This is a genomic window from Methylotenera sp. G11 (assembly GCF_000799735.1).
GTDB lineage: Bacteria > Pseudomonadota > Gammaproteobacteria > Burkholderiales > Methylophilaceae > Methylotenera.
On the sequence record NZ_JUHH01000001.1, the window covers coordinates 2022828 to 2039887 of the forward strand.

Here is a 17060-nt window from a genome sequence, read left to right on the forward strand (position 1 = left end):
GAGTAGGCATGAGTGCCTGTGGCTTGTGTAATGCGACTGATTGTTTATAGATTATATAGCGCGGCCAACAGTAATCAGGTGATTTTAGCGGCCTCATGGATTACGCCTGCTCCGCCATGTTCTTCAGCGTGACATAATCCGTTTTTCCGGTACCCAGCAGCGGCAGTTCTTCTACCACAATCAACTTTCTCGCGACAGCAAGTTCCGGGTTGCCTAACTCCTTAGCGCTGCTGCTCAGTTGATCGCGGGTTAGATTGCTGTCGGTGGTGAACAGCAGGATGCTTTCGCCGCGCTGCGCATCCATCTGGGTGGTGGCCGCGTGCTGGTGCTGCGGCGAGGCATGGCTGGCGATGGTTTCCACGGTTTCCAGCGACACCATTTCACCGGCGACTTTGGCAAAGCGTTTAACGCGGCCTTTGATAAATAAAAAGCCATCTTCATCGATCTTTACAATATCGCCGGTGCTGTGCCAGCCTTCATCGCTTGCCTGGATCACGCCCGGGTTGTCATACAGGTAATACCCCAGCATCACATTGGGGCCACGTACCGATAGCAGGGCGCCATCTTCTATGCCGGGAACCGACTCAAGCTTTGATTCCAGCCCCGGTATCAGTGTGCCTACGGAGCCCGGTTTGCTGGCCATCGGTGTATTCACGGCCAGTACCGGCGCGCATTCAGTCGCGCCGTAACCTTCGAGGATGCGGATGCCGAATTTATCCACCCAGGTCTTGCGCACTTCTTCATTGAGTTTTTCGGCCCCGGCGACGACGTAGCGTAATTTATAAAAGTCGTAAGGGTTGGCAAACTTGGCATAGTTGCCCAAAAATGTACTGGTACCGAATAATACAGTGCAGCCGCGGTCATAAATCACTTCCGGAATCACGCGGTAGTGCAATGGTGATGGATAGACGAACATGCGGCTGCCGGCCACCAGCGGCAGGATGGCGCCGCAGGTAAACCCAAACGCATGGAACAGCGGCAGCACCATCATGAATTTGTCCTGCATGGAGAAATCAATGATGGATTTGATCTGTGCGACATTGGCAAGGATGGTGCGGTGAGAATGTACCACGCCCTTGGGTTTACCCTCAGAGCCCGATGTAAACAAGACAACGGCAGGGTCATTGGGGTTGCTCTTTGCCACCACCAGCCGTGGGAACCATAATGCAAAACCCATCAGCCACAGTTTATCCAGCCAGCTGAATTTTGGCCTTAAGTCTTCCAGGTAAATAATATCGATGCCTTGCAGCCCGGCAATGGTTTCTTCCAGTGCGGCAGCTTTGATAAATTCGCGCGAGCTGATCACTGTTTTGACGCAGGCTGCGGTACATGCATTCTGGATACCGGCGCTACCCGCCGTGTAGTTGAGCATGGCGGGGATGCGCCCGAATGCGCTCAAGCCAAAGATCAGGCAGATCGTGTTGGTCACATTGGGCATCATGACCCCCACATTTTCATTCTGCTGAGTGACTTTGCCGGCCAGCCGGCCTAATGCCAGGCTTTTTTTCAGCAGTTCGCCGTAGGTTTCTTCAACCTGGCGCATATCTTCCACCAGAACGGTGCTGCGGCCATAAGTTGAGATTGCATCAAGAAAGGACTGGAACAGCGTATTGATCTGTGTGGAGCTGAATAGCATGTCCTGCATTTCGCGGCGCATGGCATCGCCGGCCAGTTTGCGCCTGGCTTTTGCAGTAGGCGCCTCCGGCATTGCAATGTGGCGTGTGGGCAGGATGGTGATGTTGACTTTGGGCAGCAGCTTTTTGGCGTGCGGTTGGGATAGGCGGCTAAAGTAGGAATGTGAAGCACCTTCAATGCGCACCGGCAAAATCATGGCGCCGGTTTTGGCAGCCACAAAGCCGGGGCCGTCATATACCTTCATCAGCGACCCGGTCAGCGTGATGCGCCCTTCCGGGAAGATGACGACCGGCTGTCCGGATTCCAGCAGTTTAATGACTTTTTTCATGGCCAGCGGTGAAGATGGATCAACCGCCAGGTAAGGGGTCAAACGCAGTATCTGCCTGAAGAACCAGTGGTTGAGTACGCTGGTATGTACAACAAATGTGGCACGTATGGGCAGGAACAGACCCAGCAGCAGGCCATCGAGGAATGATTCGTGGTTGGCAATCACGAGCAGCTTCCCTTGTTTGGGAAGATTGGCAATGCCATTGACATTGACTCTGAAAATAATTCGGCAAATCAGTTTTAGAAATTTTGCAATCATGGGTTTTCCCTCTTTTTGGATGCTTCAGGTTTCGTTCTTGATATAGTCAAGTACGCGCTGTAATGCTTCGGTAACCACTTCTTTATTGATCCAGAAGTAAACTTCTTTACCCACTTTTTCTGAACTTAAGACGCCGGACTGGTGCAGGACTTTTAAATGATGCGTAACCGCCGTGCGGCTAAGTATGGTGGTAGACACGATCTGCAGGATGTTGAGTTTCTCGCCTTTTTCAAATGCAAGCAGAATGCGCTGCCTGTGTTCATCCCCTAGCGCCACAAAAATGGCGGCAGTGTTTTTAAAGTCAGCCGGTATGTCGGTAATGGATTTCATAACTAAATATTTAGTTATTTAGTTATTTGTGTCAAGTGATTTTAAGATGGAGTAATTGCAATAAAAAAGGGACGCTTGCGCGTCCCTTTGATTTACTGCTGGATATATATTTAGATCTGTTGCTTAGCTGTGGTAAGCACGTTCGCCGTGTGCGCTGGTATCTAAACCTTCGCGTTCGGATTCTTCGCTTACACGCAGGCCAACCAGCATGTCTACGATTTTGAATGCGATTACTGAAACAACAGCTGACAGTACGACTGCAGTGACTACAGCAGTGATCTGGGCAGTCATTTGTGCACCAAAGTCGTAAGCAGCTACGCCGTTGGTTACATAATCAACTACACCTGCGCCGCCCAGAGCCGGGTTTACGAACACACCGGTTGCCAGCGCACCGAAGATACCGCCGACAGCGTGGATGCCGAATACGTCTAAAGCATCGTCGTAACCTAACCAGTATTTCACTTTAGCTACGAAGAAGTAGCAGATCGGTGAAACCAGCAAGCCGATCACGATTGCACCCATTGGGCCTACGAAACCGCAAGCTGGGGTAATTGCAACCAGGCCTGCTACCGCACCGGAAGCTGCACCCAACATTGATGGTTTGCCTCTTAATGACCATTCTGTGAATGACCAGGCCAAAGTTGCTGCTGCCGCTGCGATTGTGGTGTTAACGAAAGCCAGTGCTGCATAACCGTTAGCTTCAAGGTTAGAACCGGCATTGAAACCATACCAGCCCACCCACAGTAAAGCTGCACCTACCATAGTTAAAGTCAGGCTGTGTGGCGTTAATGCTTCTTTGCCATAGCCGATACGTTTACCGACCATGATTGCACCAACCAAACCGGCAACACCTGCGTTGATGTGAACTACTGTACCGCCTGCAAAGTCGAGTGCGCCTTTAGCCCATAACCAGCCGGCATTGGCAACGACAGTTTCCAGTGAAGCAGCTGTTGTGATCGCATCAGGACCATCCCAGTACCAAACCATGTGTGCCAGTGGCAAGTATGCGAATGTGAACCAGATCACCATGAATATCAGGATTGCAGAGAATTTCATGCGCTCAGCAAAAGCACCTACGATCAATGCCGGGGTTATCGCTGCGAAAGTCAGTTGGAAGCCAACAAAGGTCAGTTCCGGGATGTAAACGCCTTTGCTGAAAGTCGCACCCAGTGATTCAGGAGTAACGCCAGCCAGGAACGCTTTACTCAAGCCGCCAAAGAAAGGACTGCCGCCGGTAAACGCAACGCTGTAGCCATAGATCGCCCACAAGACTGACATCAGTGAGAAAATCATGAATACTTGCATGAGTAATGACAGCATGTTCTTTTGGCGCACAAGGCCGCCGTAGAACAGCGCCAGGCCAGGAATCGCCATCAGGGTGACCAGCACGGTTGCTACCAGCATCCATGTGGTGTCGCCTTTGTTAGGCACCGGGGCAGGTGCGGCAGCTGCTTCGGCCGGGGCGGCTTCTGCAGGTGCGGCAACAGGTGCTGCATCTGCTACCGGAGCCGCGTCAGCCGCAGGTGCTACTTCTGCTGCAACTGCGTTGGCAGCAGGTGCGGCATCTTCAGCAAACGTAGCGCTTGTTGCGCCAAGGCCCAGCATCATGACCAAGGCAAACATCGAGAGTATTTTTTTCATGTTTATCTCCTTATAAAGCTTCAACGCCGGTTTCACCGGTGCGGATGCGATAAACTTGTTCAAGATTGAATACGAAGATCTTGCCGTCACCGATTTTGCCGGTAGCGGCTGATTTTTCAATCGCTTCGATTACCTGGTCCAGCAAGTCGTCATGAATGGCGATCTCGATTTTGACTTTAGGTAAAAAGTCTACAACATACTCAGCACCGCGATACAGCTCGGTGTGACCTTTCTGGCGGCCGAAACCTTTTACTTCGGTTACGGTGATGCCTTGTACGCCAATAATAGACAAGGCTTCTCTGACCTCGTCCAATTTAAATGGCTTGATAATTGCGGATACAAATTTCATACGTACCTCCTGGTTCTGTAGGAAAGCGGCAGCTCATTCAGTCATCCAGCTGCCGCTGGCTCTTGCTATACAAATGAAGCTATTAGAATGTCTTTTGTACAAATACCGTGAATTGGTCTTTGCCCAGGTGCTGGCCTGAGGCGTCGGTGAACACTGATTTCTTGGCATCCGTGTCAGTGTAATAACCACCTACGTTCACGCCGTTGGCAAACGCCTTGGTCAAGCCGATTTTCCAGTCTGCATAATCGTACCTGCTGTTGCTGACTGAACCAGTTTTACCTGTAAAGTCCTGGTAGCCATAATGTGCAATCGCAGTATAACCTGTGCCGAATGGAACATTCAGGTTAAGTTCTGAGTAGGTAGTGCCGTCGGCATTATCGTAACCAAAAGCGCCATCCGAAACCACTGCTGAAACTTTACCGCTTAGCCAGCCGTAAGTCAGGCTGCCGTAAACCTCGGTTGTTTCAGCTTTCTTCACGCCTGGGTTTTTCCTGCCTGGGTAAATGTATTGCAGCAAACCGACGTTGTAGCTAATGCCGGTATCACCGATGGTATTGGCATAACCGCCATATACGTCCAATTCCAGGCTTGAGCTTTTGTAATAGTCGCCATCGCTTAACCAGCTGATGTTTGAGCCCCATGCACCGGCATAAAAACCGCTGGCATGTGTGTAATCCACACCGCCTTGCAATGCTGGGTCTTCACGGGTTTGTGTCAAACCACGGAAAATGTATTGGCTGTACAGGCCCACATTGTAAGCAACTGTATGTGGTGAAGCTGGTGCGGCTGCCGGGGCAGCTTCTTCGGCCATGGTGATGCCAGGCACTGAAAGTGCGCTTAATACGGCAAGTGATAATAATGATTTACGCATATTGCTGACTCCTGAATAAAAATAAGGTGATTAATAAAAACACACACAGGATGTTAAGCAAGGCGTATGCCAACAATTTTTTTGTTAATAATCAGTAAGATAGATAAATATATTATTCTATTTCGAATGTAAATTTTTTTAATAATCTGATAAACTGGCTCAAATCATTAAGGAATTTAATATGCTTGACTCCCAGAAGATAAATGAAATATCTAATAAAATCAAGGATGTAGTAAGTTCTTCCCCTTTGGGTGATGTCGAAAAAAACTTAAATGCACTATTAAGGGGCGTGTTCACCAAAATGGAGCTTGTGACCCGCGAGGAGTTTGAAGTGCAGGCAGAGGTGCTGCGGAATACGCGGCAGAAACTTGCGCTGCTGGAGGCCAGGCTGGCAGAGCTGGAGGCTGCCGGGTCAGGGGCGCAGCAAGAATCATGAGTCCATGTAGATGAGCCTCGCGGTTCTTTATAGCCGGGCATTAACTGGCATGGATGCGCCGGAAGTGGTGGTTGAAGTGCATCTGGCCAATGGCCTTCCCAGCTTTACGATCGTTGGCCTGCCTGAAGCCGAGGTTAAGGAAAGCAAAGACCGGGTGCGCGCTGCGCTGCAGACCGCCAAGTTTGAATTTCCGGCGCGGCGCATCACGGTTAACCTTGCCCCGGCGGACCTGCCGAAAGAAAGCGGGCGCTATGATTTACCCATCGCCTTAGGCATTCTGGCAGCCAGTGGCCAAATCCCATCAGATGCTTTATCAAGATACGAATTTGCCGGTGAGCTGGCGCTCACAGGCGAGTTACGCCCGATTCGCGGCGCCTTGGCCATGACTTATAAATCCTGCAGGAGTGGCCGTGCTTTTGTGCTGCCGGCAGATAGTGCGGCAGAAGCCGCCTTGGTGAATGACGCAGTGGTTTTTCCTGCGCAGTCATTGCTGGAGGTTTGTTCACATTTGTGCGGGCGCACTGCATTAGTGCAACTGGCCGCCGCCAGTAACTGTGCGAAAATCCCTTATGCCGATTTTGATGAAGTCAAGGGGCAGGCAGGGCCCAAGCGGGCGCTGGAAATCGCCGCCGCCGGTGGCCACAGTGTCATCATGAGCGGGCCGCCCGGCGCCGGCAAGAGCATGCTCGCCCATCGATTTGCCGGTATTTTGCCCGGCATGACTGAAGCGGAGGCTCTGGAATCGGCCGCGCTGCAATCGCTGAATGCCAATTACAAGCCGGAAAACTGGAAACGCAGGCCATTCCGGGCGCCGCATCATACTGCATCTGGCGTTGCGCTGGTAGGCGGTGGCGGGATACCGCGCCCCGGTGAAATCTCGCTGGCACATCATGGGGTTTTATTTCTGGATGAGCTGCCTGAGTTTGACCGTAAAGTGCTGGAGGTTTTACGCGAGCCGCTTGAGAGCGGCCAGATCACGATTTCACGCGCTGCCCGCCAGGCGGATTTTCCGGCGCGGTTTCAGCTGATTGCGGCAATGAATCCCTGTCCATGCGGCTACCTGGGGCATTACAACAATAAGTGCCGTTGCACGCCGGATCAGGTGGCACGTTATAAAGCCAGGATTTCAGGCCCCTTGCTTGACCGCATTGACCTGCATATTGAAGTATCTGCCTTGAAAGAGGACGAGCTGACCAATGTCAGCGCTGCAGAAAGCAGTGATGTGATTCGCGCCAGGGTGGAACATGCGCGCGAAATCCAGCTGCGGCGGCAAGGTAAGCCAAATTTCATGCTCGGCACACCGGAAATCGACCGGTTCTGCCAGCCTGATGATGCCGGGCTTACTTTGCTGAAAGCGGCTATCTCGAAGCTTAACCTGTCTGCGCGCGCTTATCATCGCATTCTGAAGGTGGCGCGTACGGTGGCTGATCTGGCAGGTGATGTGCACATCAAGCCCGTGCACATTGCAGAAGCCGTGCAATACCGGCGTGGCGATATTTAGCGCAAAGTGCAGGCTGGCCTGTGGGCGTCGCTGTACTTTGCTGGTTTACGGTTATTGCACAGGCAACACTTTTGCAAGTGCGTTAATTAAACATTCGCTTGCATGGTAAAATCACGCAATATTTAAAGATGCATTTTTAATGAGCCAGCCTAACTTATCCCCTACAGAAGCCAAATTACGCGCGCTGTTAAAGCAGCGCATCCTCATCCTGGATGGCGCAATGGGCACCATGATTCAGCAATATAAGCTGAGCGAAGCGGATTACCGCGGCGCGAAGCCAAATGGAGAAAATGGTCGCTTTGCCGGTTTCAAGGCGCCGGCTGGCGAGCGTGAGCTGTTTGTCAAAGGTAATAACGAACTGCTCACATTGACGCAGCCGCATATCATTCAGGAAATCCACGAGAAATACCTGGCTGGCGGTGCCGATATTATTGAAACTAACACCTTTGGTGCAACCAGCGTCGCGCAGGATGATTACCACATGGCACATCTCGTGTATGAGATGAACGTGGAATCGGCTAAGCTCGCCAAGGCTGCCTGCCTCAAATACAGCACGCCTGATAAACCACGTTTCGTGGCTGGTGCCCTGGGCCCTACGCCTAAAACGGCTTCCATCTCACCAGATGTGAATAACCCGGCGGCACGCAATGTGAGTTTCGACCAATTGGTTGCTGCTTACCTTGAGCAGACGCGCGCACTGGTTGAGGGCGGTGCCGACATTCTGATGGTGGAAACCATTTTTGATACGCTCAACTGTAAAGCCGCCTTGTTTGCGATTGACAGCTTTTTCGAGGAGTATGGCAGCACCCTGCCTATCATGATTTCCGGCACGGTGACCGATGCTTCCGGACGTATTCTGTCAGGCCAGACCGTCACTGCATTCTGGCATTCCGTACGCCACGCAAAGCCGCTGACTATAGGCCTGAACTGCGCCTTGGGGGCGACGCTGATGCGGCCTTATGCGGAAGAACTGTCGAAGATCGCCGATACTTTTGTGTGCATCTATCCGAATGCGGGCTTGCCCAACCCGATGAGCGACACCGGTTTTGATGAAACGCCGGATGTGACCTCCAGCCTGGTGAAAGAGTTTGCCGATAGCGGTTTTGTGAATATTGCGGGCGGCTGCTGCGGCACCACGCCAGCGCATATCAACGCGATCTATGAGGCGATTAAAGACCTGCCGCCAAGGCAGGTACCGGATATCCCGCCTGACACCAGGCTTTCCGGCCTTGAGCCATTCATCATTGATGACAATTCACTGTTCGTGAACGTGGGTGAGCGCACCAATGTCACCGGCAGCAAAGCGTTTGCACGCATGATCATCAACGAGCAGTACGAAGAAGCCCTGAGCGTTGCGCGCCAGCAGGTGGAGAATGGCGCACAGGTCATCGACATCAACATGGATGAAGGCATGCTGGACGCGGTGAAAGCCATGACGCATTTCCTGAACCTGATTGCTTCCGAGCCTGATATCGCACGGGTGCCGATCATGATCGACTCATCCAAATGGTCGGTGATTGAGGCAGGCCTCAAGTGTGTGCAGGGCAAGTCCATCGTCAACTCCATTTCGATGAAAGAAGGCGAAGCAGAATTCCTGCGCCAGGCGAAACTATGCCATCGTTATGGTGCTGCGGTCATCGTGATGGCGTTCGATGAAAAAGGCCAGGCCGATACTTATGAGCGCAAGATCGAGATCTGCAAACGCGCTTATGATCTGCTGGTGGCGACAGGGTTCCCGGCCGAGGACATCATATTCGACCCGAACATTTTTGCGATTGCTACCGGTATTGATGAGCATAACAACTATGCCGTTGATTTTATCAACGCGACGCGCTGGATCAAACAGAACCTGCCGCACGCCAAAATTTCCGGCGGTGTTTCCAACGTGAGTTTCAGTTTCCGTGGCAATGACCCCGCCCGCGAGGCGATTCATACCGTCTTTCTGTACCATGCCATCAAGGCGGGCATGACCATGGGCATCGTCAATGCCGGCATGATGGGTGTTTACGATGACCTGGAGCCGGAGTTGAAAGAACGCGTGGAGGATGTGGTGCTGAACCGCAGGCCGGATGCCACCGAACGTATGATCGAAATTGCCGGTACCCTGAAAGCGGGCGGTAAAAAAGAAGAAGCGACGCTGGAGTGGCGCGGCACGCCGGAAAGCCCTGTCAGCGTGCAGAAGCGGCTGGCGCATGCTATGGTGCATGGCATTACCGAATTTATCGTGGAAGATACCGAAGAAGCAAGGCTGGAAGTCATGAACAATGGCGGCCGTCCGATTCATGTGATTGAAGGCCCGCTCATGGATGGCATGAACGTGGTGGGCGACCTGTTCGGTCAGGGCAAGATGTTCCTGCCGCAGGTGGTGAAATCGGCACGTGTCATGAAGCAGGCCGTAGCCCACCTGATCCCGTTCATCGAAGAAGAAAAAGCGCTAGAAGAACAACGCACCGGTATTGTGGCCAAGCCCAAGGGTAAAGTCGTGATTGCAACCGTGAAGGGCGATGTGCATGACATCGGCAAGAACATCGTTTCAGTCGTGCTGCAATGCAATAACTTTGAAGTGGTGAACATGGGCGTGATGGTGCCTGCGGCAGAGATCCTGGCCATGGCCAAGGCCGAGAATGCCGACATCATCGGCCTATCCGGCCTGATTACGCCATCGCTGGAAGAAATGGCTTATGTTGCCAAAGAGATGCAGCGTGACCCGCATTTCAGCGGTTTGAAAACGCCGCTGCTGATTGGCGGCGCAACGACTTCACGCGCGCACACCGCGGTCAAAATCGCGCCGCACTATGATGGTCCGGTGATTTATGTGCCGGACGCGTCGCGCTCTGTCGCCGTGATGCAGTCATTGCTCACGCCGGAGAGCCGTGATGAGTATATCCAGGAAGTGCAGGCCGATTACGAGAAGGCCCGTACCCAGCATGCCAATAAAAAAGGCACGCCGCTGCTCACCATTGCAGAAGCGCGCGCCAATAAAGCTAAACTTTCATTCAGCGCTGATGCGGCACCGGTTAAACCTAAATTCATCGGGCGCCGTGTATTCAAGAATATCGACCTGGCGCTGATCGCGCAGTATATCGACTGGTCTCCGTTTTTCCAGACCTGGGATCTGGCCGGCCCTTATCCCGCCATCCTCACTGACAAAGTCGTGGGCGAGGCGGCAAGCAAAGTATTTGCAGAAGCACAGGCCATGCTCAAGAAAATCATCGATGGCCGCTGGTTAAGCGCCAGCGGTGTCATTGCGCTGATGCCGGCCAATACGGTGCATGACGATGATATTGAGATCTATACCGATGAAACCCGCAATGAAGTGGCATTCATTTATTACGGCATGCGCCAGCAGACGGTAAAACCGGTAATCGACGGAGTGGCAAGGCCTAATCAGTGTCTGAGTGATTTTATCGCACCTAAGGGTACAGATGACTACATTGGCCTGTTTGCCGTGAGCGCCGGCATGGGCATGGAAAAGCGCCTGGCCCAGTTTGAAGCTGCGCACGATGACTACAGCGCAATCATGTTCAAATCCCTTGCTGACCGCTTGGCAGAAGCGTTTGCCGAATACATGCATGAGCGTGTGCGTACTGATTTCTGGGGTTATGCGGCTCATGAGCACCTGGATGCCGATGCGTTGATCAAAGAGCAATACCAGGGCATACGTCCTGCACCCGGTTACCCGGCCTGCCCGGACCATACCGTGAAAACGGACATGTTCAGGCTGCTGCAATGCGAGGAGGTCGGCATGGCGCTGACTGATTCTTTTGCCATGCAGCCGGCGGCAGCGGTATCAGGTTTTTATTTTGCGCATAAAGATGCGAAATATTTCAGTGTCGACAAGATTGGCGAAGACCAGCTGCTGGATATGGCAAAACGCAGAAACCTGCCTAAAGAATATTTAGAACGCTGGCTGGCGCCGAATCTGGGCTAAAAAATATAAAAGTTATACATATAGAAATAACATGTATAGAAAATAAACTTTTTTATACAAATAACGTGATATATGTATAGAATGTGCTTGATGAATATACAAGCCAAACAATTTGCTTCTATGCTTGAATTGTCCAGATTAAACGAAGGGCTTTTTGAAACTCTTGCTGTGATGAAAAAACTGGCAAGTGCTAATCGAGCGCTTGCTGAATTAAAAGGTTTGGTTGCAACCATTCCTAATCAAGGCATATTGATTGATACGCTTTCAATTCAAGAGGCAAAGGATAGCTCGGAAATTGAAAGCATTGTCACTACGCATGATGAGCTTTTTCAGCAGAACATATTTCCGGATAGGCAAAATCCTGCGGCAAAAGAGGTTAAAAGGTATGTGGCGGCCCTGCATTTAGGGTATGAATTGTTAGTCGATACAGGCTTGCTGACTTCTAATAACATTAAACAAATCCAGGCTGAGCTGGAAGAAAATGATGCGGGTTTTCGTACGCAATCCGGCACCACTTTAAAAAATAACTTTGGAGAAGTCGTTTACACGCCACCACAAAGCATCCATGAAATTGAACAGCTAATGCAGGATTTGGAGGTGTTTATCAATGATCCGGTCACCAGCAGTCTGGATCCCCTGATAAAAATGGCGATTATTCATCATCGGTTCGAAACGATTCACCCTTTCTATGATGGCAATGGGCGTACTGGTAGAATTATCAATGTGCTCTATTTGGTACAGCAGAATTTGCTGACAATCCCTGTCTTGTATTTAAGTGCATATATCAATCGTAATAAACAAGAATATTATCGCCTGCTGCAGTCTGTGCGGGATGACGGGAATTGGGAACCTTGGATTCTGTATATATTGGATGCTGTTGAAAACACTGCAAGTATTACCATACGCAAGGTCATGGCGATCAGGGATGCAATGATGCAGTATAAACACCATATCAGGCAGCGTTATAACTTCTATAGCCAGGACTTAATTAATCATCTCTTTAAGTTCCCATATACAAAGATTTCTTTTCTGGAGCGTGATATTGGGGTTTCCAGAATTACTGCAACCAAATACCTCAAAGAATTATCTGCGGATGAAAAGAATCTTCTGCAATTAACAAAAAAAGGGCGCGATATTTATTTCATTAATACAGCGCTTTATAACATACTGGTAGAAAATTAATGCATATCCATATCTTAGGTATCTGCGGCACATTCATGGGCGGCATTGCGGTTCTGGCCAAGCAGGCCGGACATAAAGTGACCGGCTGCGATGCCAATGTGTATCCACCGATGAGTACACAGCTCGAAGCGCAAGGCATCGCGCTGATTGAAGGTTTTTCACCCGAACAGGTTCAACTCAACCCCGATATTTATGTGATCGGCAATGTGGTCTCGCGCGGCAATCCGCTCATGGAAGAAATCCTGAACCGCGGCCTGCCTTATATTTCAGGCCCGCAATGGCTGGCCGAGAACGTGTTGCAGGGTAAATGGGTACTGGCGGTCGCCGGCACGCATGGCAAAACCACTACCAGCTCCATGCTGGCATGGATACTGGAATACGCCGGCCTTGCTCCAGGCTTTCTGATTGGCGGCGTGCCGGAGAATTTCAGTGTGTCGGCACGTCTGCCGCAAACGCCGGTGCAGGATGCCAACAGCACTTCCCCTTTCTTCGTTATAGAGGCGGATGAGTACGACACAGCGTTCTTCGATAAACGCTCCAAGTTTGTGCACTACCGTCCACGCACAGCCGTGCTGAATAATCTGGAGTTTGACCATGCCGATATCTTTGAAGATTTGGCCGCGATTGAAAAGCAGTTTCATCATTTAGTGCGCACGGTGCCGCAGCAGGGTTTGGTTGTCGCTAATGGCAAAGAGGCCAGCCTGCAGCGCGTGATCGATAAAGGCTGCTGGACGCCGGTGGAAAAATTCGGCACCGATGCCGACTGGCAAGCGGCCAATGCGCATGGTGACGGTAGTTTTGATGTGGTATACCAGGGTAAATCGCAAGGTCGTGTGGCGTGGGGTTTGCTGGGCGAGCATAACCGCATGAATGCGCTTGCCAGCATTGCCGCGGCACGCCACGCAGGTGTGGCGGTGGATGTGAGCATTGCCGCGCTGACAGCGTTCAAAAATGTGAAGCGCCGCATGGAGCTGCGCGGCGTGGTGAACGGGATCAGTGTCTATGATGACTTCGCGCATCACCCGACCGCGATTGAAACCACAGTGACAGGTTTACGCGGCAAAGTAGGCGCAGCAAGGATCCTGGCGGTGCTGGAGCCACGTTCCAACACCATGAAGCTGGGGATCATGAAGAGCGCATTGCCTGCAAGCCTGAAAGAGGCTGACCAGGTTTTCTGCTATCAGGCAAACCTGGGTTGGGATGCGAAAGAGGCTCTGGCACCGATCAGTGCGAAAACCCAGGTATACGATGATTTGAACCAGTTGGTCAGCGCAATCACACAGCAAGCGCAAGCGGGCGACCACGTGCTGGTGATGAGCAATGGCGGTTTTGGCGGAATACATCAAAAGCTGCTCGACGCATTAAAAACTGTTGTGTAGAGTGTGAAAGTTTGACGACAGTGCGTACCAAACCCAGGTTGAATAACATGAACCCACTCATATCCAAGCTTAAATCCATGAGCGGTATGAGCATTGCGTTATGGTTTTCCGGCTTGTTTCATGTGGTTCTGCTGAGCATCCACTTCGAGCCGCAGCTTAATAAATTCAAAGACAACCTCGCGATACTGGAAGTCGTGCTGGTCAATGCGAAAACACAATCCAAACCCGACAATACCGAGGTTTATGCACAGGCTAATCTGGATCGTGGCGGCAATACCGAGCAAGACCGCAAGTTGAAGACAGCCCTGCCGGTATTAAAGGCGCAGAAGTCTGAGCAGACCCCCAAGCCGGTTGCAACCAGTAAACAGGCAGCGCAGGCAACCCTGCAGGCTGCCAGTGAGGTGCGTGAACAGAAGCGTGTTGCCGAGCTGGAAAAGCAGGCTCAGGAATTAATGACGCAGATTAATGCCAAAAAAGCCGTAGAGTCTCCACCAGTGCAGAAAGCGGCCGCTAAAGAAGCGCAAACGGAAAATCAGGCAACCCCGAATAAAAAACTGGATATGGATGCTATCGCAGCCGCGGCGCTGGAGATGGAAAAACTGGAAGCGATTATTTCCAAACAGCAGGATGAATACCAGAAACGTCCAAAACGTAAATTCGTAGGCGGACGTACCAAAGAGTATAAATATGCGCTCTATGTTGAATCCTGGCGCCAGAAAGTTGAAAAAATCGGTAACCTGAATTACCCCGAAGCTGCCCGTGACCTGAAGTTATACGGTCAACTGCAGATGACCGTATCAATCAAGCCGGATGGCAGTGTCGATTCGATAGAGATCAACCGCAGCTCCGGACATAAGGTGCTCGATGCAGCAGCAAAACATATCGTGGAACTGGGCGCGCCTTATGCGCAGTTTCCGGAAGATATACGTAAAGAAGTTGATATCCTGAGCATTACCAGGACTTGGACATTCACCAAAGAAGACAGCCTTGCCACCGAATAGCCATTATCTTTTGCATTTCTACGTTGTTATTCTCGCTTGCCGTACTGTTCGTACTGCCTGCGCTCGAATGCCTAGTAGAAATACAAAATCTTAATGGCTAAATGATTTTCTGAAAATCAAAATATCCTGCGTTGGCTGCGGTTCGCCGTACTATGATCATCCGTCATTCCCGCGTAGGCGGAAATCCAGGCAATGTGGTAGTAAAGAGTGGTTGCTGCATCACTGGATTATTTAAGAGAATGGCGATGGCATAAGTGCCAAATCTTAATGGATTGAATAATTTCTGAGCCGGACGGAGTGAGCAGGTAAACTTAATAAATGACGTTAATAAAGATTATTGCGAGAACCCAATGACAAACTATTATGAACATCACGTGTTTTTCTGCCTGAACCAGCGTGAAGACGGCGCTGCCTGCTGCATGGACAAAGGTGCCGGCGCGGCTTTTGACCATATGAAAGCACAGGTGAAAAAATTGAACCTGAACGGCAAAGGCAAGGTACGCGTGAATCGTGCCGGCTGTTTTGACCGCTGCGGGGAGGGGCCGCTGCTGGTCGTTTATCCGCAGGCAGTCTGGTATACGTTTGTGGATAATGAAGATATAGACGAAATCATCGAGAGCCATCTGAAAAACGGCAAGATCGTCGAGCGCCTGGTGGTTGCCTAGCACCTTCCTGTTTTAGGCTTAAGGTCAGTCAGTGTTGAGCGCGCATGTGATATGCGCGTTCATTTTTTGTTTCAGCAGGTCAATGGCTGCGGTATCAAGCGCCGTTGGCCGGCTCTCACGCACGGTTTCACCCCAATGTGAATTAGGAAAATGCCTGTCGTTTTCGAAGCGCGGAATCACATGCCAGTGCAGGTGCGGGGTTTTGTTGCCCAGGCTAGCCAGGTTGATTTTATCCGGGTTAAACATTTCCCGTAATGCGAGCTCAACTGCAAACACAGTTTTCATCATGCGTGCGCGTTCCGTTGGCACCAGGTCAGTCATTTCCTTGATGTGTGCCAGCAGTTCCACCCGGCAGTAGGCCGGGTAATCTGCATCATTTAATAGTACGACACGACAGAACTGATCCTGCCACAGTATCGGGTGCGGGCATGGCTGGCAAAGCGCGCATGCCATGCTATGACGCTTCCAGCATGCGGTCAAGCGTAAGCTTGGCCAGTTTGGCTTCATGTGCTGGCACTTTGATCTGGTTAACCACATTGCCTTCGGCCAGGTTTTCCAATACCCATGCCAGGTGCTGCGGGTCAATGCGCGCCATGGTGGAGCATTCGCATACCACGTGGCTCATGAACTGCACCAGTTTCCCTTGCGGTTTCATCTGTTCAGCCAGGCGGCTAACCAGGTTCAGTTCGGTGCCGACCAGCCATTTGGTATCCGGCGCAGCCTCGCTGACGGTTTTCAGGATAAACTCGGTCGAACCTACATAGTCGGAATGCTGGCATACCTCGAATGGTGATTCAGGGTGGGAAATGACGATGCCATCCGGATGCTGCTGGCGGAATTGGGTGATGTTCTGCAAACGGAACATCTGGTGTACCGCACAATGCCCTTTCCATAACAGGATCCTGGCATTCTTGATTTGCTCAACCGTAAGGCCGCCCATCGGCAGGTCAGGATCCCACACCGGCATCTGCTCCAGGGGAATCCCCATTTTATAACCGCTCCAGCGGCCAAGGTTCTGATCCGGGAAGAACAGCACCTTTTCACGCCGTGCGAAGCCCCATTCCAGGATTTTAGGCGCGTTGGTGCTGGTGCAGACAATACCGCCATGCTCGCCGCAGAAGGCTTTCAAATCAGCAGCGGAGTTGATGTAGGTGATCGGAGTGATGGTTTCATCAAAGTTGAGTACTTTATTCAGTTCGCGGTAGCTGCGTTCAACCTTGGCCAGGTTAGCCATGTCAGCCATCGAGCAGCCGGCAGCGAGGTCGGGAAGAATCGCGATCTGATCGGGGCGGCTCAGGATATCGGCGACCTCTGCCATGAAGTGAACGCCCAGGAATACGATGTATTCCGCATCGACCTCGGATGCGTAGCGCGACAGCTTGAGTGAATCGCCGGTATAGTCAGAATGGCGATAGACGCTTTCGTGCTGATAGTGGTGGCCCAGGATTACCAGGCGCTTACCCAGCTTCTGCCTGGCCGCAATGATACGGCGCTGACAGTCCGCATCTTCCACGGACTGGAATTTCTCAAATTTAATCGGTGATACTTGCATA

The 17060-nt window shown here is 51.5% G+C and carries 14 protein-coding genes; 7 read left to right on the forward strand and 7 right to left on the reverse strand.

Annotated features, from left to right (window positions below; translation table 11 throughout):
* Positions 1–100 precede the first annotated feature (100 nt).
* The 5 genes from aas to GQ51_RS09330 all read right to left on the reverse strand — a co-directional run bounded on the left by aas (position 101) and on the right by GQ51_RS09330 (position 5412).
* Positions 101–2221 carry a bifunctional acyl-ACP--phospholipid O-acyltransferase/long-chain-fatty-acid--ACP ligase gene (gene aas, locus GQ51_RS09310; protein WP_047552245.1) on the reverse strand — a complete coding sequence of 707 codons (2121 nt, stop codon included), beginning with the start codon at positions 2219–2221 and terminating at the stop codon, positions 101–103.
* A 24-nt stretch (positions 2222–2245) separates the two neighbouring features.
* Positions 2246–2551, reverse strand: coding sequence for an ArsR/SmtB family transcription factor (locus tag GQ51_RS09315; protein ID WP_047552246.1), 306 nt, complete (start codon positions 2549–2551; stop codon positions 2246–2248).
* A gap of 123 nt (positions 2552–2674) precedes the next feature.
* Positions 2675–4192, reverse strand: a complete 1518-nt coding sequence (locus GQ51_RS09320; protein WP_047552247.1) for an ammonium transporter — start codon at positions 4190–4192, stop codon at positions 2675–2677.
* A gap of 10 nt (positions 4193–4202) precedes the next feature.
* Positions 4203–4541 (reverse strand): P-II family nitrogen regulator, encoded by a 339-nt coding sequence (glnK, locus tag GQ51_RS09325; protein ID WP_047552248.1) that lies wholly within the window; start codon positions 4539–4541, stop codon positions 4203–4205.
* A gap of 82 nt (positions 4542–4623) precedes the next feature.
* Positions 4624–5412, reverse strand: coding sequence for a TorF family putative porin (locus tag GQ51_RS09330; protein ID WP_047552249.1), 789 nt, complete (start codon positions 5410–5412; stop codon positions 4624–4626).
* Positions 5413–5593: 181 nt separating this feature from the next.
* Here GQ51_RS09330 and GQ51_RS09335 point away from each other — a divergent pair, with 181 nt between their 5' ends.
* The 7 genes from GQ51_RS09335 (at position 5594) to GQ51_RS09365 (ending at position 15507) form a co-directional block, all read left to right on the forward strand.
* The gene (locus GQ51_RS09335; protein WP_047552250.1) at positions 5594–5848 is read left to right on the forward strand and encodes an accessory factor UbiK family protein; all 255 of its coding nucleotides are present in this window, start codon (positions 5594–5596) and stop codon (positions 5846–5848) included.
* Between the two features lie 10 nt (positions 5849–5858).
* Positions 5859–7349: a YifB family Mg chelatase-like AAA ATPase gene (locus tag GQ51_RS09340; protein WP_047552251.1), complete on the forward strand. Its 1491-nt coding sequence runs from the start codon at positions 5859–5861 to the stop codon at positions 7347–7349.
* A 139-nt stretch (positions 7350–7488) separates the two neighbouring features.
* Complete coding sequence (metH, locus tag GQ51_RS09345; protein WP_047552252.1) at positions 7489–11280, forward strand: methionine synthase; 3792 nt, start codon at positions 7489–7491, stop codon at positions 11278–11280.
* Between the two features lie 90 nt (positions 11281–11370).
* Entirely contained in the window at positions 11371–12462 is a 1092-nt protein-coding gene (locus GQ51_RS09350) for a Fic family protein (RefSeq protein WP_088178130.1), read from the forward strand.
* On the forward strand, positions 12462–13841 hold the full coding sequence (gene mpl, locus GQ51_RS09355) for a UDP-N-acetylmuramate:L-alanyl-gamma-D-glutamyl-meso-diaminopimelate ligase (RefSeq protein ID WP_047552253.1): 1380 nt from the start codon (positions 12462–12464) through the stop codon (positions 13839–13841). Before GQ51_RS09350 ends, mpl begins: the two co-directional genes overlap by 1 nt.
* 47 nt (positions 13842–13888) lie before the next feature.
* Positions 13889–14842, forward strand: a complete 954-nt coding sequence (locus GQ51_RS09360) for an energy transducer TonB (RefSeq protein ID WP_052177791.1) — start codon at positions 13889–13891, stop codon at positions 14840–14842.
* A 350-nt stretch (positions 14843–15192) separates the two neighbouring features.
* Positions 15193–15507 carry a (2Fe-2S) ferredoxin domain-containing protein gene (locus tag GQ51_RS09365; protein ID WP_047552254.1) on the forward strand — a complete coding sequence of 105 codons (315 nt, stop codon included), beginning with the start codon at positions 15193–15195 and terminating at the stop codon, positions 15505–15507.
* A gap of 24 nt (positions 15508–15531) precedes the next feature.
* Here GQ51_RS09365 and GQ51_RS09370 read toward each other — a convergent pair whose 3' ends face one another.
* A complete protein-coding gene (locus GQ51_RS09370; RefSeq protein WP_047552255.1) occupies positions 15532–15960 on the reverse strand; it encodes an HIT family protein in 429 nt (142 codons plus the stop codon).
* Position 15961: 1 nt separating this feature from the next.
* A complete protein-coding gene (gene nadA, locus GQ51_RS09375) occupies positions 15962–17059 on the reverse strand; it encodes a quinolinate synthase NadA (protein ID WP_047552256.1) in 1098 nt (365 codons plus the stop codon).
* Position 17060: the final 1 nt, after the last annotated feature.